The 22232-nt window shown below is 54.7% G+C and carries 22 protein-coding genes; 14 read left to right on the forward strand and 8 right to left on the reverse strand.

The window, feature by feature from the left end:
- From ACVCAM_RS24060 to pspF, 8 genes are all read right to left on the reverse strand, one after another.
- Positions 1-867, reverse strand: an 867-nt coding sequence (locus ACVCAM_RS24060) for an ATP-grasp fold amidoligase family protein (RefSeq protein WP_447093710.1), incomplete at its 3' end; no start/stop codon positions are given.
- A gap of 148 nt (positions 868-1015) precedes the next feature.
- Positions 1016-1822 carry a putrescine export ABC transporter ATP-binding protein SapF gene (sapF, locus tag ACVCAM_RS24065; RefSeq protein ID WP_008501227.1) on the reverse strand — a complete coding sequence of 269 codons (807 nt, stop codon included), beginning with the start codon at positions 1820-1822 and terminating at the stop codon, positions 1016-1018.
- Position 1823: 1 nt separating this feature from the next.
- Positions 1824-2816 (reverse strand): putrescine export ABC transporter ATP-binding protein SapD, encoded by a 993-nt coding sequence (gene sapD, locus ACVCAM_RS24070; protein ID WP_008501228.1) that lies wholly within the window; start codon positions 2814-2816, stop codon positions 1824-1826.
- Positions 2816-3706: a putrescine export ABC transporter permease SapC gene (sapC, locus tag ACVCAM_RS24075; RefSeq protein ID WP_025913072.1), complete on the reverse strand. Its 891-nt coding sequence runs from the start codon at positions 3704-3706 to the stop codon at positions 2816-2818. The genes sapD and sapC overlap by 1 nt, the downstream gene beginning before the upstream one ends.
- Positions 3693-4658 carry a putrescine export ABC transporter permease SapB gene (sapB, locus tag ACVCAM_RS24080; RefSeq protein ID WP_008501230.1) on the reverse strand — a complete coding sequence of 322 codons (966 nt, stop codon included), beginning with the start codon at positions 4656-4658 and terminating at the stop codon, positions 3693-3695. The genes sapC and sapB overlap by 14 nt, the downstream gene beginning before the upstream one ends.
- Positions 4655-6295 (reverse strand): ABC transporter substrate-binding protein SapA, encoded by a 1641-nt coding sequence (gene sapA / locus ACVCAM_RS24085; RefSeq protein WP_447093711.1) that lies wholly within the window; start codon positions 6293-6295, stop codon positions 4655-4657. The genes sapB and sapA overlap by 4 nt, the downstream gene beginning before the upstream one ends.
- Before the next feature lie 986 nt (positions 6296-7281).
- Positions 7282-7557, reverse strand: a complete 276-nt coding sequence (locus ACVCAM_RS24090; protein ID WP_407223425.1) for a hypothetical protein — start codon at positions 7555-7557, stop codon at positions 7282-7284.
- A gap of 81 nt (positions 7558-7638) precedes the next feature.
- Positions 7639-8631, reverse strand: coding sequence for a phage shock protein operon transcriptional activator (pspF, locus tag ACVCAM_RS24095; protein WP_162269489.1), 993 nt, complete (start codon positions 8629-8631; stop codon positions 7639-7641).
- Positions 8632-8782: 151 nt separating this feature from the next.
- On the opposite strand from pspF, the gene pspA reads away from it, so the two are divergent.
- The 14 genes from pspA to ACVCAM_RS24165 form a co-directional block, all read left to right on the forward strand.
- Positions 8783-9451 carry a phage shock protein PspA gene (gene pspA / locus ACVCAM_RS24100; protein WP_025913069.1) on the forward strand — a complete coding sequence of 223 codons (669 nt, stop codon included), beginning with the start codon at positions 8783-8785 and terminating at the stop codon, positions 9449-9451.
- Positions 9452-9500: 49 nt separating this feature from the next.
- Positions 9501-9725, forward strand: a complete 225-nt coding sequence (pspB, locus tag ACVCAM_RS24105; protein WP_008501236.1) for an envelope stress response membrane protein PspB — start codon at positions 9501-9503, stop codon at positions 9723-9725.
- Complete coding sequence (pspC, locus tag ACVCAM_RS24110; RefSeq protein ID WP_008501237.1) at positions 9725-10084, forward strand: envelope stress response membrane protein PspC; 360 nt, start codon at positions 9725-9727, stop codon at positions 10082-10084. The genes pspB and pspC overlap by 1 nt, the downstream gene beginning before the upstream one ends.
- Before the next feature lie 12 nt (positions 10085-10096).
- A complete protein-coding gene (gene pspD, locus ACVCAM_RS24115; RefSeq protein ID WP_023292260.1) occupies positions 10097-10321 on the forward strand; it encodes a phage shock protein PspD in 225 nt (74 codons plus the stop codon).
- Positions 10322-10517: 196 nt separating this feature from the next.
- Positions 10518-12215, forward strand: coding sequence for a sugar phosphorylase (locus tag ACVCAM_RS24120; protein WP_025913068.1), 1698 nt, complete (start codon positions 10518-10520; stop codon positions 12213-12215).
- 14 nt (positions 12216-12229) lie between these two features.
- Positions 12230-13522, forward strand: a complete 1293-nt coding sequence (locus tag ACVCAM_RS24125) for an ABC transporter substrate-binding protein (RefSeq protein ID WP_407223423.1) — start codon at positions 12230-12232, stop codon at positions 13520-13522.
- Between the two features lie 22 nt (positions 13523-13544).
- Positions 13545-14426, forward strand: coding sequence for a carbohydrate ABC transporter permease (locus ACVCAM_RS24130; RefSeq protein WP_008501242.1), 882 nt, complete (start codon positions 13545-13547; stop codon positions 14424-14426).
- Positions 14413-15255 (forward strand): carbohydrate ABC transporter permease, encoded by an 843-nt coding sequence (locus ACVCAM_RS24135; RefSeq protein ID WP_008501243.1) that lies wholly within the window; start codon positions 14413-14415, stop codon positions 15253-15255. The genes ACVCAM_RS24130 and ACVCAM_RS24135 overlap by 14 nt, the downstream gene beginning before the upstream one ends.
- Before the next feature lie 28 nt (positions 15256-15283).
- Positions 15284-16336, forward strand: coding sequence for a zinc-dependent alcohol dehydrogenase (locus tag ACVCAM_RS24140; RefSeq protein WP_025913066.1), 1053 nt, complete (start codon positions 15284-15286; stop codon positions 16334-16336).
- A gap of 17 nt (positions 16337-16353) precedes the next feature.
- Positions 16354-17142 (forward strand): sugar phosphate isomerase/epimerase family protein, encoded by a 789-nt coding sequence (locus ACVCAM_RS24145; RefSeq protein WP_025913065.1) that lies wholly within the window; start codon positions 16354-16356, stop codon positions 17140-17142.
- Positions 17143-17153: 11 nt separating this feature from the next.
- A complete protein-coding gene (locus ACVCAM_RS24150) occupies positions 17154-18212 on the forward strand; it encodes a Gfo/Idh/MocA family protein (RefSeq protein WP_025913064.1) in 1059 nt (352 codons plus the stop codon).
- The gene (locus tag ACVCAM_RS24155) at positions 18206-20485 is read left to right on the forward strand and encodes a glycoside hydrolase family 65 protein (protein ID WP_025913063.1); all 2280 of its coding nucleotides are present in this window, start codon (positions 18206-18208) and stop codon (positions 20483-20485) included. The genes ACVCAM_RS24150 and ACVCAM_RS24155 overlap by 7 nt, the downstream gene beginning before the upstream one ends.
- Positions 20475-21140: a beta-phosphoglucomutase gene (gene pgmB, locus ACVCAM_RS24160; RefSeq protein ID WP_025913062.1), complete on the forward strand. Its 666-nt coding sequence runs from the start codon at positions 20475-20477 to the stop codon at positions 21138-21140. The genes ACVCAM_RS24155 and pgmB overlap by 11 nt, the downstream gene beginning before the upstream one ends.
- Positions 21141-21153: 13 nt before the next feature.
- A partial coding sequence (locus ACVCAM_RS24165; RefSeq protein ID WP_447093712.1) for an ABC transporter ATP-binding protein occupies positions 21154-22232 on the forward strand: 1079 nt, incomplete at its 3' end.

A 22232-nucleotide genomic window follows, 5' to 3' on the forward strand; every position in this document is an offset into this window, starting at 1 on the left:
CTTAGCATCCCATTCCTGCGGGGTAATCGACAGTTTACCGCGTCTCGGGCTTAAGGTTATTTCACTGAAATAGATTTCATCTTTTTTTAGCATGAGGTCAACGCGGTAGTAGTCAATGCCATCCGCCAGCTCCTGGGATGCCAGCAACGCTTGCCGGAACAAGGCCGGTTCGCCTGGCGCCAACGGTGTATTCGGATATTCCATCTGAAAGGGTTGTAAGTTCCAGTACCTGTCGTAAACGTTGATGAAACCTTTGCCGCTATCATCCGTAAAATCCGCTTCAACATAGTGGGCAACGCCATGAAAGCAATGGAGCCTTAGCATTTCGGGCGCTGTGTTCCTGTCTGCATCATCGAAGAGATCGACAAACGGTTCGCAAAGTATTTTTGGCGTAATGTTTTTGTACTGCCATTCGCGCGTGGTGTAGTACATATTTTTCTTTAACGCGAGACTGAGTTTTTTACACGCTTCCCTGATGTTAAATTGCGCTTTGTTCGTACATATTATTGTGCTGCCACTGTCATGGTTGCACTTAAGGACAAATTTTTCAGGGAGCGTCGAAAAATCAATCTGGGACACCTTGCTGTACACGCCAAGTAATGGCACCGTTTTCGCACGCGTTGTTCTGGAGGTTACGTATTCCCGAACGGCGAGTTTATCGGCAAGCAGGGTATAGACGTTATTGTGGTCATAGACCAGACGATGACATATTTTTTCACTCAACGTCGTGGGGGATTTAATGTCAGGGTGCTTTCCCGATGTTTTCTTGAGCCTCACAGTATGAAAGTTCAGGTCCGTCATTAAAAATGAACGACATTTTCTGATGAGGTACTCGGTATATTTGAGAACGTAAGTGGCGTTGTTCATTTCTTCTCCTTCGTAATGTCCGGATATTCTGGAGAAGAACTGTTGATGTATTTTGCTGAGAATATGGAGCAGCAATGGAGATGAAAAAGTTAAGGATTAAACAGCGTGTTAAGGCTATTTAATCCTTATTATGCGGTGCAACGTTTGTTTACCGATCTTTGCGCCACGCATCGGCCGTCAATGCTTCACCGAAATGCCCGGCTATCAGCCGTTTTGTCAGCTCGTGAAGCGGGGAGGCCATCACATCCGCCGTGCTGCCGCGTTCGACCACTTCACCCTGGTGCATAACCATCACCTGATCGCTGATGTGCTTCATCATCCCCAGATGCTGGGTGACGTAGATATACGAGATGCCCTGTTTTTCCTGTAATTCCAGCATCAGGTTAATCAGCTGTGAACGCATCGACATATCCAGCGAGGCAAGCGCTTCGTCAGCAATGATCACTTTCGGGCGCAAAATTAACGCACGCGCCAGACCCAGACGCTGTTTCTGGCCGGGAGCCAGCATGTGCGGGTAGTAGCTTTCGTGGTCCGGTAATAGCCCAACCATGCGCAGTGTTTCGAAGATACGCTTGCGGCGCGCCTCGGGCTCCAGGTCAGTGTTCAGACGCAGCGGAAAATCGAGGATCTGCGAAATGCGCTGGCGTGGGTTGAGCGAGGTCGACGGATCCTGAAAGATCATGCGGATGCGCTGGCTGCGGAAAGAGTAATCCCCGAACGTCAGAGGGTGATCGTCAATCAATACTTCCCCAGCCGTAGGTTCAACCATGCCGGCGAGCATTTTCGCCAGGGTGGATTTCCCGGAACCGTTCTCGCCGATGATTGCCAGGGTCTGTTTTTCACGCAGGGTAAAGCTGAGCGGTTTTACCGCGTCGACAGTTTGACGATGAAACAGCCCCGTGCGGTAGCGAAAGGTCTTACTCAGGTTGCGGACTTCCAGCAAGGTTTCGACCATTTCACTCTCTCTCCATGTTCAGCGGGAAATGACAGGCGTAAAGATGATTTTTGGCCCCGGTCAGGCGTGGCGTCTCGATACATTTACGCTGCGCATACGGGCAACGCGGCCCCAGACGACAGCCTATCGGCAACGATTCCAGCAGCGGAATCGCCCCGGGCAGGGTATTCAGGCGGCTCTTATGCGGCATGGCGCTGCCAAAATCGGGAATAGCGCGGATTAGCGCCTGCGTATACGGGTGGTGCGGCGCGGTGATCAGGTCTTCACTCGGCGCGGTTTCGACCGTTTGTCCGCAGTACATCACGTCAATCTTATCCGCCCATTTGCTGAGCATTTGCAGGTCATGGCTGATCAGCAAAATGGTGGTGTTGTTGTTCTGGTTGAGGCGTGACAGCAGGCGGAAGATTTGCGCCTGCGTGGTGGGCTCCATCGCGTTCGTCGGTTCATCCGCAATCAGCAAACGCGGCTGATTGGCCAGCGCGATGGCAATCATCACTTTCTGACATTCACCGTCGGTCAGCTCGTACGGGAAGCTGCGCATCGCATCTTTGTGATCTTTGATCCCGACGCGGTGTAAAAGCTCAATGGCGCGACGCTTGCGCCAGCCCACGCGCTGCCACCAGCGGCCTTTATAGGTCCATCCGGGGATATTCTGCATCAGCTGTTTGCCCACGCGCTCGGACGGGTCGAGACAGGACTGCGGCTCCTGGAAAATCATGGAGACGTTGTGCCCGACCAGCTTACGCCGCTCGCGGGGAGAGAGGCGCAGCAGGTCGATATCATCAAACCGCATACGGTCTGCGGTGACGCGCCAGTTATCTTTCGCCACGCCGCAGATGGCTTTGGCGATCAGGCTTTTGCCTGAGCCGGATTCCCCCACCAGCCCGCGAATTTCACCCTCCGCGAGGGTGATGCTGATGCGATCGACGGCTTTAACCCAGCCTTCACCGGTTTTGAATTCAATGGTGAGGTTGCGAATATCAAGAAGCGGCATTATTGCACCCCCGCGTTAATTGCACGGCGAATACCGTCGCCCAGCAGGTTGATCAGCAGCACGCTCACCATGATGGCCGCACCCGGCAGCATAACCGTCCACGGCGCCACGTAAATTAACTCCAGCGCGTCACCGAGCATCGCGCCCCATTCAGGCGACGGCAGCTGCGCGCCGAGGTCGAGGAAGCCGAGCGCCGCGATGTCCAGAATCGCCATCGACAGGGCGCGGGTGATCTCGGTGACCAGCCCGGACGCGATGTTAGGCAGCACGGCAAACCACAGGATGTTGAAGGTGGTCGCGCCGTCCAGGCGCGCAGCGACGACATACTCTTTTTCCAGCTCGTCATGCACCATGCTGTAAACCGAGCGTACGATGCGGGGCAGGATAGCCAGCCAGACGGCGAACATGGCATGCGACAGGTGCGGACCGGCAAAGGCAACCACAACGATCGCCAGCAGCAGAGACGGAATCGACAGCAGCGTATCCAGAATGTGGTTAAGCACCGCCGAGCGCAGGCCATGCGTGGATCCCGCAAAAATACCCAGCGCCAGCCCGCAGATCGTGGCCGCGAGCGTCACCACAAACGCGCCGCCCACCGTCGGGGCCGCACCGCTCAGCAGGCGGCTCAACACGTCACGTCCGAGGTCGTCCGTTCCCAGGAAGAAGGAGACCTCTCCGTAGCGGGACCAGGACGGCGGCAGCAGCTGATAGCCAAGGAACTGCTGGTCAATGCCGTACGGCGCAAACCAGGAGCCAAAGACGCACAGCAACACCAGACCGGCGCAGCCATAAAGGCCGATCATCGCCGTGGTATCACCATAGAATTTACGCCACACGGTACGCAGCACACCGGGCGTGCGCTTTTCACTGTATACGTTATCGTAGGGCATACCATTCCTTATGCTTCAACGGGTTAGCCATGGCACCCAGAATATCGGACAACACGTTAACAATAATCACCAGCGAACCAATCACCATCACCCCTGCGGAAATCGCGGCATAGTCCTGCTGGCGGATAGCGTTAATCAACCACCGTCCGAGGCCCGGCCAGCTAAAGACCATCTCGGTGATCATGGCCAGCGTCAGCATGGTGGAAAACTGTAATCCCAGACGCGGAATAACCGGCGGCAGGGCGTTGTGCAGGACGTTGCGGCGCAGGATGGTCAGGCGCGACAGTCCGCGCGTGGCGGCGGCTTTGACATAGTTCTGGTCAAAGACCTCGATGGTGCTCAGGCGCATCAGGCGGATCACTTCGGTTGTTGGCGCAACCGCCAGCGTCAGCACCGGCAGCACCATATGGCGCAGGGCACTGACGATCATCTCATGCCGCCACACGGAATCGGACAGCCACGCGTCGATAATGGCAAAGCCCGTCACCGATTTAACCGTATAGAGCAGGTCAAAACGTCCCGAAACCGGTAGCCAGCCCATCGTCAGCGAGAAGAAAAGCGTCAGCAGCAGCGCCAGCCAGAAGACCGGAATGGAGAAGCCGAGCAGGGCGAGGGCGCTAATAAACTTATCCTGCCATTTGTTGCGATATATCCCGGCCAGCATGCCCACGGGGATCCCGACCATCAGGGCAAACCCGAAGGCCAGAATGCACAGCTCCATCGTGGCCGGGAAAACCTCTTTCAACTGCTCGGAAATCAGCTGCCCGTTAATGCTGGATACGCCGAAATCCCAGTGCAGCAGCCCGTTAAACCAGAAGAGCCAGGCATCCCACAGCGACGATCCCTGGAGCGGGGCGTGGGGCGTGAAATAGCTCAGGCTAAAGCCGACAAAGTTCAGGAAAAAGAGCGTCACCAGCAGCAACAGGAGCCGGCGCAAGGTAAAAATAATCATGGTTTTTTCACCTCTTGTTCTTTTTCACGCGACACGCCGGCGAACGAGGCGTTGCCAAACGGGCTCAGCACCAGGCCTTTAATATCATAGCGATACGCCTGAAGGCGCAGGGAAGAGGCCAGCGGCAGCACCGGGAGTTCCTGGGCTAAGATCTTCTGCGCTTCATCATAGGCGTCGATGCGCGAGGCCAGCTGTTGGGAAGCCAGCGCTTTTTGCAGCACGGCGTCAAACTCCCGGTTACACCAGTGGGCGTAGTTGGTCTGCGAGTTTATCGCCGCACAGCTCAGCAGCGGCCGGAAGAAGCTGTCCGGGTCGTTACTGTCGGTCGCCCAGCCGGTGAGGGTTAAATCATGATTCATGTCCATCAGGCGCGCCTCCTGGAAACGGCCCTCAACCGGTACGATGATCACTTTCACGCCCACCTGTGCCATATCCGCCTGCAGCAGTTCGGCGGTCTTGAGCGGGCTCGGGTTCCACGCCTGGGAGCTGGTCGGCACCCAAAGCTGCAGCGTAAGGTTTTCTGCGCCCAGCGCTTTCAGCTGTTCACGCGCTTTTGCCGGATTGTATTCCGTAATTTTAGCCTCACCGTCGTAGGCCCACGAGGCGCGCGGTAAAATTGAGGCGGCAGTTTCCGCCGTACCGTAGTAAATCGACTGCATCAGGCGCTGGTTGTTGATGGCGAGCGCAAGGGCGTGACGAACGGCAGGGTTATTCAACGGCGGCTTATCGGTGTTAAAGGCCAGATACGCGATGTTCATCCCCGGGCGTAGCATCAGACGCAGGCGCGGATCGTCGCGCAAAATCGTGAGCTGGCTGGCCGCGGGCCAGGCAAGCACGTCACATTCCCCGGTGAGCAGTTTCGAGAGCCGCCCCGTTCCCCCAGAGCCGAGATCGACCACCACCTGCGGCATCAGCGGCGTACCGCGCCAGAAGTGTTCATGGCGCTGCAGACGAATATATTGACCGGCGCGATATTCGGCCAGCTGGAACGGACCTGTGCCAACCGGCTGGCGATCGAGCAGTTCCTGACGATCTTTTTTCGTCAGCTTCGCCGCGTATTCGGCCGACATGACGGATGCATAGTGGGTTGCCAGGTGCCAGAGGAAGGAGGCATCCGGGCGCGTCAGCGTGAATTCAACCGTGCGGTTATCCAGCTTGCGCACGCTTTTCACGGTGTCGGCAAACTGCAGGCTGTCGAAATAGGGGAAATTGCTGCCGTTAACGTTATGCCAAGGATGGTTGCGGTTGAAGATACGCTGGAAGGTAAAGACCACGTCATCCGCATTCAGCTTGCGCGAGGGGGTAAACCACGGCGTGCGCTGAAACGCAACATCATCGCGCAGGTGAAAACGGTAGGTTGCGCCGTTATCCAGCACTTCCCAGCTTTCCGCAAGCTCGGGCACGAGACGGTAAGTGTACGGGTCTACATCAAGCAGACGATCGTAAAGCTGCGCGGCAAGGGTATCCACAATCAGGCCGCTGCCCGCTTTTTGCGGGTTGAAGGTATCCACCTGGCCGCTTACGCAATAGACGAAGCCGCTGTCACGAATGTCAGGCTGCGGCGTTTGCCCGGGCGCGGCAAAGGCCTGGCTGCTAAACAGACCAAGTGCAAAAAAGGACGATAAAACCAGACGCATAATTTTTAAGGTATTAAATATGAAGTGGCTATCCTACTAATTTTAAACGACATTATCCAGTATCGTTTAAGCCTGAGGGCATAATGGGGCAGTAACGTTTGCAGTCGGTCACTCAGCGTCACAACCCGATGCACGTTCATACCTGCAATCCACTTTGAATATACCTCATGGACTATCTTAGCATTTTCGTGGCGCATCTGACTCGCTATAAACGAAGGATTTAACCCGGCAGACAGGGTTTCGCAAAGTCGGTCGGTATAGTTACGTCTTCGCTGGGTAAAATGACAGGAATGCAGGGTACATTCCAGGTGCGATATCATTTTAATTGTAATATGTGTCTGATATATTATGATTTTTTACTAAAGTAAAACAAATTATGGCATTCAGACTACCCGCCAAACGCGAAGTGTTTGCATGCTTTTGCCTGGGATTATGGTTTTACGGGATGTGTCGGCTTGACATCTATACAAGCGATGCGTACTTGATAGAACCAGGTTCTGTTTATTGGTGAATTATCTTGATTTCAGTCGCTATAGGTGCCTTTGCATCATGGCGCGTTTCGTCACGCGTCAAAAGCAAAGAGGGTAAACTGGAGCGCGTTAAGTTTTCCTGGCTTGTTTTGTGTTTGTAGTGGGTGTCGTATCTTTCACACTCTGGGAAAGCACTGAAGCAATCATCGTTTCAAGTGCAACGCAAACAGTTAGCGGAACTTACCCTTTCAGGATGAACTACCCAGGACCTTCATGCGGAAAACATTGCCGTTGCAAGGCTGGGGTTGTCTATTATGACGAATTCTTAAAGCGTGAAATTGAATTCTGCCAGTGGGATGACGCTTCGTTTTTTTTCTACACAGACTCTATTCGTGTGGTCAAAAAAGTCAATGCTCACGGCGGTAAAATAATAAGCCATGAGGCAATTCACTAATTCAAAAGAGTGTCCTGAGATAGCTACATAATGAATAATAAGAGTGCCCAGAAGCAAGCGCATCACTGGAATAGTGAGCGTAGTGTCTTGAAAATAAAGTTTTTTTGATCAAGTGAAATGATGCCGACAGCTAAAAGTAACGAACCACCGCTCGCCATGGTTAAAAGGTTAAAATAGAATTTCCAGGGGTGTTTAGAGCAATAAACATAATACTTCTCATAGGTTCCGTTGAGCCAGCCAATAAAAACTCCTGTCCTCAGAGCTTTACTTGTATGCCAGATGTAGAAAATACCGCCTAAGCAGAATGCGAGAGAAATCAAAAAATCTAAAATAGCCATCTTAATAATATCCTTATTCTTCTTGATTCATCTATTGCTTTTTTTTCATAAAATAAGTGAATTTTAAAGTGATAGACACTGTCATCGCATTTGATGCTTTTTGAGCAATGCCCTTAACTGATGGTAGGTCAAACCCAGCAGTTCAGCCGCCCGTTTCTGGTTGTATTTCGCCATCTTCAGGCTTTGCTCCAGCAGCTGTTTCTCCTGGTCGTGCTGGAACTGGCGCAAATCAAAGGGAAGAGCAGGGGCGTCGCCTGGAGATGCTGGTGGGGGCAAGGACGGGGCGCTGCGCTGAAAAGGATCGATAATAATGTTGTCCAGCTCCGTCTCGCTGCTGTCGTGGCGATAGACGGAACGCTCCACGACGTTTTTCAGCTCGCGGATATTGCCCGGCCAGTGGTACGCGAGCAGCGTCTCCCGTGCATAATCGCTGAAGCCGGGGAACAGCGGCAGTCCGAGCTCGCGGCACATCTGAATCGCAAACTGGTCTGCCAGCAGCATAATGTCGCTTCTTCGCTCGCGCAGCGGAGGAAGCTGCACGACGTCAAAGGCCAGGCGGTCGAGCAGGTCGGCACGGAATTTATCCTCTGCCACCCTCTCCGGCAGGTTGGCATTCGTGGCGCACACCAGGCGCACGTTGACTTGCAGCGGCTGACTACCGCCGACGCGCTCCAGCTCGCCGTATTCAATCACGCGCAGCAGTTTCTCCTGCACCAGCATGGGCGCGGTGGCCAGCTCATCAAGAAACAGCGTACCGCCGTCGGCGCGCTCAAAGCGTCCGGGATGGCGTTTCTGGGCACCGGTAAACGCACCCGCTTCATGGCCGAAGAGCTCGGTGTCGAGCAGGTTTTCATTCAGCGCCGCGCAGTTAAGGGAAATGAAGGGGCCGTCCCAGCGCCCGGATAAGTAGTGCAGACGGTTGGCGATGAGTTCCTTACCCGTACCGCGCTCGCCGATAATCAGCACCGGTTTATTGAGCGGCGCCAGGCGAGACACCTGTTCCAGCACCTCCAGAAAGCTGTTTGCTTCGCCGAGTAAATTGTCTTTGTATCCGGGCATGATGAAATTAACCACTCCTTAGCGATATTCACCAGGCAAGAATAGTTCTTCACTGCATGAAAATCAACCATGGTCTGTTAAATCAATAAGATAAAAACTTGGCATGATGTTTGTATTATCTGTACAGCAGGGCATTGCCCGATAACAGAACTATGAGGAGTCAATTATGGGTATTTTTTCTCGTTTTGCCGACATCGTGAACGCCAACATCAACTCACTGCTGGAGAAAGCGGAAGATCCGCAGAAGCTGGTGCGTCTGATGATTCAGGAGATGGAAGACACGCTGGTTGAAGTCCGCTCTACCTCCGCCCGCGCGCTGGCTGAGAAAAAACAGCTTACGCGTCGTATTGAACAGGCCACCGCTCAGCTGAATGAATGGCAGGAAAAAGCAGAACTCGCGCTGCGCAAAGACAAAGAGGATCTGGCCCGTGCGGCGCTGATCGAAAAACAGAAGCTGGCAGAGTTGGTTGCGACGCTCGAGCATGAAGTGACCCTGGTGGATGACACGCTCACCCGCATGAAGAAAGAGATTGGCGAGCTGGAAAACAAGCTGAGCGAAACCCGCGCGCGTCAGCAGGCGCTGACCCTGCGTCACCAGGCGGCAAGCTCCTCCCGCGGCGTGCGTCGTCAGCTTGACAGCGGTAAGCTGGATGAAGCGATGGCCCGTTTTGAATCGTTTGAGCGTCGTATCGACCAGATGGAAGCGGAAGCCGAAAGCCACGGCATCGGTAAGCAGAAGTCCCTGGATCAACAGTTCGCTGACCTCAAGGCCGATGATGAAATCAGCGAGCAGCTGGCGGCACTGAAAGCCAAAATGAAGCAAGACAACCAATAATAATGCCTGCGGCACCTGAACGTGCCGCATCGTAAGACAAGGAGTACACATGAGCGCGCTTTTTCTGGCTATTCCCCTGACGATTTTCGTGCTGTTCGTTTTGCCGATTTGGTTATGGCTGCACTACAGCAACCGTTCCTCACGGGGCGAACTTTCCCAGAGTGAACAACAGCGTCTGATACAGCTCTCCGATGAGGCGAACAAAATGCGTGAACGCATTCAGGCGCTGGAAGCCATCCTGGATGCTGAACATCCAAACTGGAGGGACCGTTAATGTCTGGACTGAATCTGAACAAAAAGCTGTGGCGAATTCCACAGCAGGGCATGGTGCGCGGCGTCTGCGCCGGGCTGGCTCACTATCTTGACGTCCCGGTTAAGCTGGTACGCGTGGTGACGGTGCTGTCGATCTTCTTCGGTCTGGCATTTATTACACTGGTTGCGTACATCGTGTTGTCGTTTGTGCTTGACCCGATGCCGGAAGGAGAACTGGCGGCGGAAGGCGCTCCCACCAGCAGCGATCTCCTCAATGCTGTGGATGCGCAACTCGCCGCCGGTGAGAAGCGGTTACGGGAAATGGAACGTTATGTCACATCCGATACCTTTACGCTGAGAAGTCGTTTCCGTCAGCTTTAAGAGAGAAATGAGATGAAACAACACTGGCAACAGGCCGGTCAGAAGGTAAAACCCGGCCTGAAAATCGCAGGTAAGCTGGTCCTGATGACCGCGTTACGTTACGGTCCGGCTGGGGTAGCGGGGTGGGCGATTAAATCGGTTGCCCGCAAGCCGGTCAGAATGGTACTGGCCGTGGCGCTCGAACCGCTGTTGCAAAAGGTGGCGAAACGGCTGTCACGCCGCTACTTATCCCAGTAGTTTCCGCTCGCAGCAGCCCTTTCTCTTCCAGGAGAGGGGCTGGCGATGATTACCCGCACTTCCTCATTTCACCTGCTTTCTTTGCGGCAGCTCACAATATTGCGCTGAGCTGCTTTGCAATCGCATTTTTCTCCTGCCCGGTCCGTTGACAGATATTTTTCATGGGAGTAGATTGCCATTCCGTGGGACCGCTACCATGGAAAATCAAGTGAACGAAAAAATTAAAGCACTCATTAATCTTGTTTATGGAAAAACGTTTTCTGAAGCACATCTTCATATGCTGCTGGAAAATATTGAAAAGGCCGCCTCTGTTATTACGGAAAGGCGTAAAATGGGCTGGGACGAAAAAGATATCGTTCTGATAACCTATGCCGATCAGTTTTCCGCGAAAGGGGAGAAAGCACTCCCTGTTTTTACGCGTTTTTATAACAAATGGCTTTCGCATTCTTTTTCTCATGTCCATCTTTTGCCTTTTTATCCGTGGTCTTCGGACGATGGCTTTTCTGTTATTGATTATCATGAAGTTGCGCCTGAAACGGGAACATGGCGAGACGTTGCTGAATTAAAACAGTCAACCAGTTTGATGTTTGATTTCGTCTGCAATCATATGTCGGCCAAAAGTGCCTGGTTTGCTAATTATCTGAAGCAAATGCCGGAATATGATGATTTCTTCATTTCTGTCGATCCCGAGACAGATTTATCCGCGGTGACGCGTCCGCGCGCCTTACCGCTTCTCACGCCTTTCACACTTCATGATGGCAGCGTGCGACATCTGTGGACCACCTTCAGTGAGGACCAGATCGATCTCAATTTCGCCTCTCCGCAGGTACTGATTGCGATGGTCGACGTGCTGCTGCATTACCTTATTGAAGGGGCGCGGTATATTCGACTGGATGCCGTAGGGTTCATGTGGAAAATACCGGGAACGAGCTGCATTCACCTTGAGCAAACCCACCAGCTCATCCAGCTTTTCCGCGCCATTACCGAGGCGGTTGCCCCCGGCACGGTGATTATCACCGAGACGAACGTTCCGCATAAAGATAACGTCTCTTACTTCGGTAACGGCGAAAATGAAGCGCAGATGGTTTATCAGTTCTCGTTGCCTCCGCTGGTGCTGCATGCGGTGCACAGCCAGGATGTCAGCACGCTGAGACAGTGGGCTGCGTCGCTGGCGTTGCCTTCCACCAAAACCACCTGGTTCAACTTCCTGGCCTCGCATGACGGCATTGGTCTTAACCCATTGCGCGGAATTTTACCGGAGTCGGAGATCCTTTCGCTTGTAGAAAAGCTCCAGACCGAAGGTGCGTTGGTTAACTGGAAAAATAACCCGGATGGCACACGAAGCCCATATGAAATTAACGTGACCTATCTGGATGCCTTAAGTACGCGAGAAAGTCATGATAGCGAACGCATTGCCCGGTTTATTCTGGCCCATGCTGTCCTGTTAAGCTTCCCCGGCGTGCCTGCGGTTTATATTCAAAGTATTCTCGGCTCCCGTAATGATTATGATGGCGTAGAGCGTCTTGGATATAACCGTGCGATAAATCGTGAAAAATATGCCGCGGGTCAAATTGATTGCGCGCTTGAAGATAAAAATAGTCTCCGTTATCAGGTTTACAGTGCGTTAAGTCAGTTAATCGTATTGCGCCGGGCGGAAAAAGCATTCCATCCTGACAGTGAGGCTTATTTCAGTGCGTCAGGGAAGCATGTTTTAAAAATTGTCCGCGTGGCGGATTGCGGTGAGAAAATAACAGCGTTGTTTAATTTCAGTGATAATTCTCAAACGGTTGAGTCCGATATTCACTCGGGAAGGGAATTGATTAGCGGAAAAGATATTACCGACACGACTCTGATCCTAAATCCATGGCAGGTATTGTGGATTAAAGAAAACTAAAAAGGACCTTAAACATGAAAATACCCAGAATTGTGCTGATATCAGCACTGGTTTCGTGCGCCCTGTTATCAGGCTGTAAGGATGACAAAGCGTCCTCTGTCACCATTGAGTTTATGTACTCGTCGGTAGAGCAGGAGCGTCAGGCCGTTATTACGAAACTGATCGATAAATTCGAGAAAGAGAACCCGGGCATCACGATAAAACAGGTACCGGTAGAAGAGGATGCCTACAACACCAAGGTGATTACGCTGGCGCGAACCGGTGCGCTGCCTGAAGTGATTGAGGTCAGCCATGACTATGCAAAAGTGATGGATAAAGAACAGCTTCTGGATCGTGACGCAATCGCTGAAGCAATTAAGGCGGTGGGGGAAAACACCTTCTATGACGGCATCTTGCGCGTTGTTCGCACGGAAGATGGCGCAGCCTGGACGGGCGTGCCGATCAGCGCCTGGCTCTCCGGCGTGTGGTACCACAAAGATGTGCTGGCCGCGGCGGGCATTGAGGAGCCGCATAACTGGGAACAGCTTCTGCAAGCCAGCCAGCGCCTGAACGACCCGGCTAAAAAACATTACGGCATCGCGTTACCGACTGCGGAAAGCGTGATGACCGAACAGTCGTTCTCTCAGTTTGCCCTTTCTGGTGGCGCGAACGTGTTTGATGCAAAAGGGAATGTCGACATCGATACCCCGGAAATGGCCAAAGCGCTGGCGTTTTATAAAGCGCTGGCTGCGACCACCATGCCGGGTTCGAACGATGTTATGGAGATCAAAGACGCCTTCATGAACGGTTCTGCGCCGATGGCGGTTTACTCCACCTACATCCTGCCCGCCGTCTACAAGGACGGAAACCCTGCCAACCTGGGCTTCGTTGTCCCGACTGAAAACTCATCGGCGGTGTACGGCATGATCACCTCGCTGACGATCACCACCGGACAAACCGAAGAGGAGACCAAAGCGGCCGAGAAGTTTGTTACCTGGATGGAACGGGCTCAAAACGCGACGGACTGGGTCATGATGTCGCCGGGCGCGGCGCTGCCGGTAAACAAAGGGGTGGTGGGCACGGATACCTGGAAAAACAACGACGTGATTAAAGCATTTGGGCAGTTGCCATATGAGCTGATTGCACAGTTCCCGAACGTGCAGGTGTTTGGCGCGGTTGGGGATAAAAACTTCACCCGCATGGGCGACGTGACGGGCTCCGGCATTATCAGCTCCATGGTACATAACGTCACGGTGGGGCAGAAGGACCTTAACACAACGTTAAGCAGCAGCCAGAAGCGACTGACTGATCTCATTACACAACGATAGGAGCGCTCTGCGGAAGGAAATTATGAAGACGTTGTTTTCTGGTCGTTCAGATATGCCTTTCGCCATGCTGCTGTTGGCCCCCAGCCTGATTCTGCTGGGGGGCCTGGTGGCCTGGCCAATGATTTCCAATATTGAAATCAGTTTTTTACGCTTGCCGCTCAACCCGCGCATTAGCGCCGTGTTTGTCGGCCTGGACAATTACATTCGCATCCTCGGCGATGCCGCTTTCTGGCACTCGCTGTGGATGACTTTCTGGTACACCGCGCTGGTGGTGATTGGCAGCACGGTGCTGGGGCTGGCCGTGGCCATCTTCTTTAATCGCGAGTTTCGGCTGCGTAAGACGGCACGTTCACTGGTGATTTTATCCTACGTCACGCCGTCTATTTCGCTGGTGTTTGCCTGGAAATACATGTTCAACAACGGCTACGGCATTGTGAACTATCTGGGCGTAGACCTGTTGCACCTGTATGACCAGGCGCCGCTGTGGTTCGACAACCCGAACAGCAGCTTCGTACTGGTGGTGCTGTTCGCGATCTGGCGTTACTTCCCGTACGCGTTTATCTCATTCCTGGCGATTTTACAAACTATTGATAAATCCCTGTATGAAGCGGCGGAAATGGACGGCGCGAATGCCTGGCAGCGTTTTCGGATCGTCACGCTGCCCGCGATTATGCCGGTGCTGGCCACGGTGGTCACGCTTCGCACCATCTGGATGTTCTACATGTTTGCTGACGTCTACCTGCTGACCACCAAGGTCGATATTCTGGGCGTCTATCTTTACAAAACCGCTTTCGCTTTCAACGACTTGGGTAAAGCAGCGGCCATTTCTGTGGTGCTGTTCGTGATCATCTTCGCTGTGATTCTGCTGACCAGAAAAAGGGTGAACCTCAATGGCAACAAATAAACGCGTACTGAGCCGTATTGGTTTTTATCTCGGGCTGGCGGTATTTCTGATCATCACGCTCTTCCCGTTCTTCGTGATGCTGATGACGTCATTCAAGAGCGCCAAAGAGGCGATCTCGCTCCACCCAACCATTCTGCCGCAGGCGTGGACGCTGCAGCATTACATCGACATCTTTAACCCGCTGATCTTCCCGTTTGTGGATTACTTCAGAAACAGCATGGTGGTGTCGCTGACCTCATCGGTGATTGCCGTGTTTCTCGGTACGCTGGGCGCTTACGCCTTGTCCAAGCTGCGCTTTAAGGGCCGCACGACGATCAACGCGAGTTTTTACACCGTCTACATGTTCTCCGGCATCTTGCTGGTGGTGCCGTTGTTCAAAATCATCACCGCGCTGGGGATCTACGACACCGAGCTGGCGCTGATTATCACCATGGTGACGCAGACGTTACCGACGGCGGTGTTCATGCTGCGCAGCTACTTCGACACCATCCCGGACGAAATAGAAGAAGCCGCGATGATGGACGGCCTTAACCGCCTGCAAATCATCTTCCGTATTACCGTACCGCTGGCGATATCCGGGCTCGTATCGGTGTTTGTCTACTGCTTCATGGTGGCGTGGAACGACTATCTGTTTGCGTCCATTTTCCTGTCCAGCGCCAGCAACTTCACCTTGCCGGTCGGGCTGAACACGCTCTTTAGCACACCCGATTATATCTGGGGTCGCATGATGGCGGCATCGCTGGTGACGGCACTTCCGGTGGTCATTATGTACGCCCTGTCCGAACGTTTTATTAAAAGTGGTTTGACCGCCGGTGGCGTGAAGGGCTGAGGCGGCCAATTTTAACAAGGAGTCAATCATGAAAAAATTAGTTGCGACAGCGCCACGTGTGGCGGCGCTTGTGGAATATGAAGATCGTGCTGTGGAAGCACATGAAGTGAAAATTCGTGCCCGCTTTGGTGCCCCGAAGCACGGCACTGAAGTGGTCGATTTCCGCGCCGCAAGCCCGTTTATCGATGAAGAGTTTAACGCGGAGTGGCAGATGTTCACGCCGCGTGAAGAGGGCGCAGCGCGCGGTATCGAGTTCGGTAAGTTCCAGCTGGGCAACATGATTGTTGGCGACATCATCGAATGCGGTGCGGACGTCACGGAATACCAGACTGGCGATCGCGTTTGCTGCTACGGTCCGCTGCAGGAGACGGTTATCGTGAATGCCGTCAACAACTACAAGCTGCGCAAAATGCCGCAGGGCGCCTCGTGGAAGAACGCCGTTTGCTACGATCCGGCACAGTTTGCCATGAGCGGCGTGCGTGATGCCAACGTCCGCGTGGGCGACTTTGTTGTCGTGGTCGGCCTGGGTGCCATCGGACAGATTGCGATTCAGCTGGCGAAAAAAGCGGGCGCGTCAGTTGTTATCGGCGTTGATCCGATCGAACACCGCTGCGAGATCGCCCGTCGTCACGGTGCGGACCACTGCCTGAACCCAATCGGCACAGACGTTGGTCTGGAAATTAAAAAGCTGACCGGAAAGCAGGGCGCAGACGTGATCATCGAGACCAGCGGCTTTGCCGATGCGCTGCAGTCCGCGCTGCGCGGCCTCGCCTACGGCGGCACCATCTCCTACGTTGCGTTCGCTAAACCGTTCTCAGCAGGCTTTAACCTGGGGCGTGAAGCGCATTTCAACAACGCGAAGATTGTCTTCTCCCGCGCCTGCAGTGAGCCAAACCCGGATTACCCGCGCTGGAGCCGCAAGCGTATTGAAGAGACCTGCTGGGAACTGCTGATGAACGGTTATCTGAATTGTGAAGATCTGATCGACCCGGTCGTGACCTTCACCAGCAGCGCTGAAAGCTACATGAAATATGTGGATCAGCATCCGGAACTGAGCATCAAAATGGGCGTCACTTTTTAAGCTAAGGAAAGCAACTCATGAAAATCGCAACACAAAATCAGGCCTTTTTCCCGGGCAATATCCTGGAGAAATTCGAGTACATCAAAGCGATGGGTTTCGATGGCTATGAAATTGACGGCAAGCTGCTGGTGGAAAATCTTGCCGAGGTGAAAGCGGCGATTAAGGCCACCGGCCTGCCGGTCACGACCGCCTGCGGCGGATACGATGGCTGGATTGGTGACTTTATCGAAGAGCGTCGTCTGAACGGTTTAGCGCAGATTGAACGCATTCTGGAAGCCCTGGCCGAAGTGGGCGGCAAGGGCATTATCGTGCCTGCAGCCTGGGGAATGTTTACCTTCCGTTTGCCGCCGATGACCTCTCCACGCAGCCTGGAAGGCGACCGCAAAGCGGTGAGTGCGTCGCTGCGCTGGCTGGATGAGGTGGCCGCGCGCACCGGAACCACCGTCTACCTGGAGCCGCTGAACCGCTATCAGGATCACATGATCAACACCCTGGCTGACGCACGACGCTATATCGAAGAGAACGGCCTCAAGCATGTGCAGATCATCGGCGATTTCTATCATATGAACATTGAAGAAGATTCGCTGCCGGAGGCGCTGCATCAGCACCGCGATCTGCTGGGCCATGTGCACATCGCCGATAATCACCGTTACCAGCCGGGAAGCGGTAGCCTCGATTTTGCCAGCCTGTTCAATCAGCTGCGTGCGGATAATTACCAGGGCTATGTGGTATACGAGTGTCGCGTGCGCGCTGAGGATCCCGCTCAGGCTTACCGGGATTCACTCACTTATTTACGCGAATGCTAAGGATGACGAGCGTGATGAGTGCTTCAACAACGTCGCCACTGCGCGTCGCCATCATTGGCGCCGGGCAGGTTGCGGACAAAGTGCATGCCTCGTATTACGCCACGCGCAGTGATGTTCAGATGGTGGCTGTCATGGACAGCCGCCTCGAACAGGCACAGGCTTTTGCGGAGCGCCATGCCATACCGTCGGCGTGGCAGGACGCGTGCGCCATGCTGGAGGCGGTTAAGCCGGACGTGGTGAGCGTTTGTTCGCCAAACCGATTCCATTTTGAGCATGTGATGGCAGCGCTGGAGGCCGGCTGTCATGTGATGTGCGAAAAACCGCCTGCCATGACGCCGCAAGAGGCCGACGAGATGCGGATCGCTGCCCGCAAGGCGGGCAAAGTGCTGGCATATGACTTCCATCACCGCTTTGCGCTCGATACGCAACTGCTGCGCGAGGCCGTGATGAACGGAACGCTGGGCGAAATCTACTTCACCTCGGCGCAGGCGCTGCGGCGCTGCGGCGTGCCGGGCTGGGGCGTCTTCACCAATAAAGCGCTGCAGGGCGGTGGGCCGCTGATTGACATCGGTATTCACATGCTGGATGCCGCGATGTACGTGCTGGGTTTCCCGGCGGTCAAAAGGGTCACGGCGCACGGTTTCCAGAGGCTGGGAACCCGGAAAAGCAGCGGCCAGTTTGGCGAGTGGGATCCTGCTCAGTTTACGGTGGAAGATGCCCTGTTTGGCACCATCGAATTCTGCAACGGCGGCATTTTGCGTCTGGACACCTCATTCGCGCTGAATATCCGCGAGCAGTCGATCATGAATGTCGCGTTTTGCGGTGAAAAAGCGGGGGCGACGCTTTTCCCGGCACATATTTATCAGGATGACGCCGGGGCGTTACAGACCCTGATTCAGCGTGAAGAGGCTGACGATCAGCGCCATTTACGCAGCATGGAGGCCTTTGTCCGCCACGTGCAGGGAGAGCCCGTAATGATTGCAGATGCTGAACAGGGGCTGGTGATTCAGCAGCTTGTCGCGGCGCTTTATCAGTCGGCAGAAACAGGAGAAAGCGTAACAATATGCTGAGCGTGTCTGTATTAACCGATCCGGGCTTTTGTCCGCACAGTCTGAATAAGTACGCGTCCATTATGGCATGCGGTAACGGCTACATGGGCATTCGCGCTGCGCATGAAGAAGATTACACCCAGCAAACCCGAGGGATGTATCTTGCGGGCTTGTATCACCAGGCGGGACGTAACGAGACCACCGAGCTGATCAATTTGCCCGATATCACCGGTATCGAGGTTGAGCTGGACGGGGTGAATTTTACCCTTCTGTCCGGGGACATTCTTGAGTGGCAGCGCGAGCTGGCGTTTGCCAACGGCGAGCTGCATCGCCGCGTTGTCTGGCGCTCGCCCAACGGAAAGCGCTATCGCCTGGAGAGTCGTCGTTTTGTCTCTCTCGATCAGCTGCCGCTTGTGGCCATGCAGCTTGCGATCACCCCGCTTGACGCAACCTCGCAGGTGGTGATGAAAACCGGTATTGATGCCACACAAACCAATACCGGCCGTCAGCATCTGGATGAAATTTCTGTCAGGGTATTCGACCAGCACTATATGCAGGGTGTGTATGAAACACAGGACCGGGACTCTGACGTTGTTATCTCGGCTTTTTGTCAGCTATCAGCAGACAGCGAAAGCTGCTTTACCGCTAAAAATCGTCGGCTCTCTGCTCACTATTCCCTGACGATACCGCAGGGTGACACTGTCACGCTGGATAAGTTGGTCTGGGTGGCCCATCGCAGCGATAAAGCCCTGTCGCAGGAGTCTTTCGCGCGCGGCGCGCTGGCGGATCTCAAGGTTTGTGCGGCAAGGGGATATGCCTCGCTGCTGGAGAGTTCAACCTGCGCATGGGAAGACGTATGGCGTGACGCCAGGGTGGAAGTGGCTTCTGCATCTCCTGACGATCAGATGGCGCTGGACTATGCCGTCTGGCATCTGACCACCATGACGCCAGCCCATGATGAGCGGAGCAGCATTGCCGCTAAGGGCTTGACCGGCGAGGGGTATAAAGGCCATGTCTTCTGGGACACCGAAATATTCATGCTGCCTTTCCATCTTTTCACTCGTCCGCAGGTGGCCCGCAGTCTGCTGCGCTATCGCTGGCTGAACCTGGCCGGGGCCCGGGAAAAAGCCCGCCGCAACGGCTGGCCGGGCGCGCTGTTCCCGTGGGAGAGCGCCGCAAGCGGCAAAGAGGAGACGCCGGAGTTTGCAGCCATCAACATCCGTACGGGCATGCGGCAGAAAGTGGCCTCCGCCCTGGCCGAACACCACATTGTGGCGGACATTGCCTGGGCCGTTGTGGCCTACTGGCAGGCCACGCGTGATGACGCATTTATGCGCAATGAAGGGCTGACCCTGCTGGTAGAGACGGCAACGTTCTGGATGGGCCGCGCTACGGAGATTAACGGGCGCCTGGAAATTCATGATGTGATTGGGCCGGACGAATACACCGAACATGTGAATAACAACGCCTACACCAACTATCTGGCCTGGTACAACGTGGCCAGCGCATGTCGGTTTATGTCGATGTTTGAGCGTGAAGATGCCTGCTTCATGGAGAAGGCGACCACCTTCCTGGCCCGCTTGTGGCTGCCGGAAGCCGACGCCGGGGGCGTTATCCCGCAGGACGATTCGTTCATGGCGAAACCGGCGATCGATTTAAGCCGCTATAAAGCCAAAGCGGGTAAGCAGACCATCCTGCTGGATTACTCTCGCGCGGAAGTTAACGAGATGCAGATCCTCAAGCAGGCTGACGTGGTGATGCTTAACTATCTGTTGCCGGAGAAATTTACCCCCGACCAGTGCGCGGCCAACCTGGCGTTTTACGAGCCACGTACGATCCATGACTCTTCGCTGAGCAAGGCCATTCACGGCATTGTGGCCGCCCGCTGTGGCGATACGGAAGGGGCCTACGCCTTCTGGCGCGCTGGCGTGGCTATCGATCTGGGCGACGATCCGCACAGCAGCGATGACGGCATTCATGCCGCTGCCACGGGGGCTATCTGGTCCGGCGTTATTCAGGGGTTTGCCGGCATGCAGATTGTTGAGGGCGAGCTGCACCTTGCGCCGAAGCTACCCGCTCGCTGGCGAAAACTTGCCTTCCCGCTGCGCTGGCAGAACGCTCGCCTGCGCTTCACGTTTGAAAATGACGTTTTAACCATCGAGACCACCGCGCCCGTCACGTTAACCCTGTGGGGAAAAACGGTATGCGTATCGGAGCAGCAGGCACTGTCTCGTAGGGAATTTCTTACGTCTTTTAATGGGACCGCTACCACGGAGGCCAGCCATGAAGCCTGAAGCTGTTGTATTCGATCTTGATGGGGTCATCACCGATACGGCGCATCTCCATTTTCTCGCCTGGCGTTCGGTCGCACAGGAGATCGGCATCACTATCGATGAGGTGTTCAACGAGGAGCTGAAGGGAATTAGCCGCATGGAATCCCTGCAGCGGATCCTGCGACACGGTGGGAAAGAGGGGGCGTTTGACGACAAACAATGCCTGGCGCTGGCGGGGAAGAAAAATGCGCTCTACGTCGCATCGCTGTCGTCGTTGACCGAGGCGTCACTGCTGCCGGGCATCCGGGAGGTGCTGGCGGACATTCGGGCGGCGAAGGTCAAAATTGGGCTCGCCTCTGTTTCCCTCAACGCTCCTGGAATACTGCATGCCCTGGGTATTCATCGCGCCTTTGATTTTTGCGCCGATGCTTCCCGTATCGTCTGTTCAAAACCGGACCCGGAGATCTTCCTCGCCGCGTGTGCAGGCCTGGACGTCCGCCCCGAGGCGGCCATTGGGGTCGAAGATGCGCCCGCGGGCGTGGCGGCGATCAACGCGGCGGGCATGCTGTCGGTCGGGATTGGCTCAGGCCTGGCCCATGCGGGACTACAGCTTCATTCGACGCAGGAACTGACCTGGAAATGCCTGACCGATTTCTGGGCCTCCCGGGCGTATTGATAAGGAATTAAAAATGGCACAACTGTCACTGAAACATATTCAGAAAATTTACGATAACCAGGTCCACGTGGTGAAGGATTTTAACCTCGAAATCGAGGACAAGGAGTTTATCGTTTTTGTCGGCCCGTCTGGCTGCGGTAAATCGACGACGCTGCGCATGATTGCCGGGCTGGAGGAGATTTCCGCCGGTGAACTGGTGATCGACGGCGTTTGTATGAACGATGTGCCCGCCAAATCGCGTGACATCGCCATGGTGTTCCAGAACTATGCGCTTTATCCGCATATGACGGTCTACGACAACATGGCGTTTGGCCTGAAGATGCAGAAAATCGCTCCGGCGGTTATCGAAGAGCGCGTCAACTGGGCGGCACAGATCCTCGGCCTACGGGAGTACCTCAAGCGTAAACCCGGCGCGCTGTCCGGTGGCCAGCGTCAGCGCGTGGCGTTGGGCAGGGCGATAGTGCGGGAAGCGGGCGTGTTCCTGATGGATGAACCGCTCTCCAACCTCGATGCCAAGCTCCGCGTGCAGATGCGAGCTGAAATCAGCAAGCTTCACCAGAAGCTCAATACCACGATGATTTACGTGACCCACGATCAGACGGAAGCCATGACGATGGCGACCCGCATTGTGATCTTAAAAGACGGCATTATTCAGCAGGTCGGGGCACCGAAGCAGGTATACAACGAGCCGGCAAACATGTTTGTTGCGGGGTTCATTGGCTCGCCAGCCATGAACTTTGTTCGTGGTGCCATCGACGACCGCTATTTCGTCACGGAAACGCTGCGCCTGGCGATCCCGGAAGACAAGCTCGCGTCACTGCAAGCCGCTGGATATCAGCGTAAAGCTGTGGTCTTTGGGATCCGCCCGGAAGATATTCTCACCCAGCAGAGTAGCGGTGAAAATATCGCGGCGAAAGTCAGCGTAGCCGAACTGACCGGTGCGGAGTTCATGCTCTACGCCACCGTTGGCGGCCATGAGCTGGTGGTTCGCGCGGGAGCAGCGAATGATTATGCCGCAGGGGATAATATCGGTATCCAGTTCGATATGAATAAGTGCCATTTCTTCGACGCCGATACCGAAGCGGCTATTAG

It is taken from the genome of Enterobacter sp. CFEC122 (assembly GCF_052983755.1).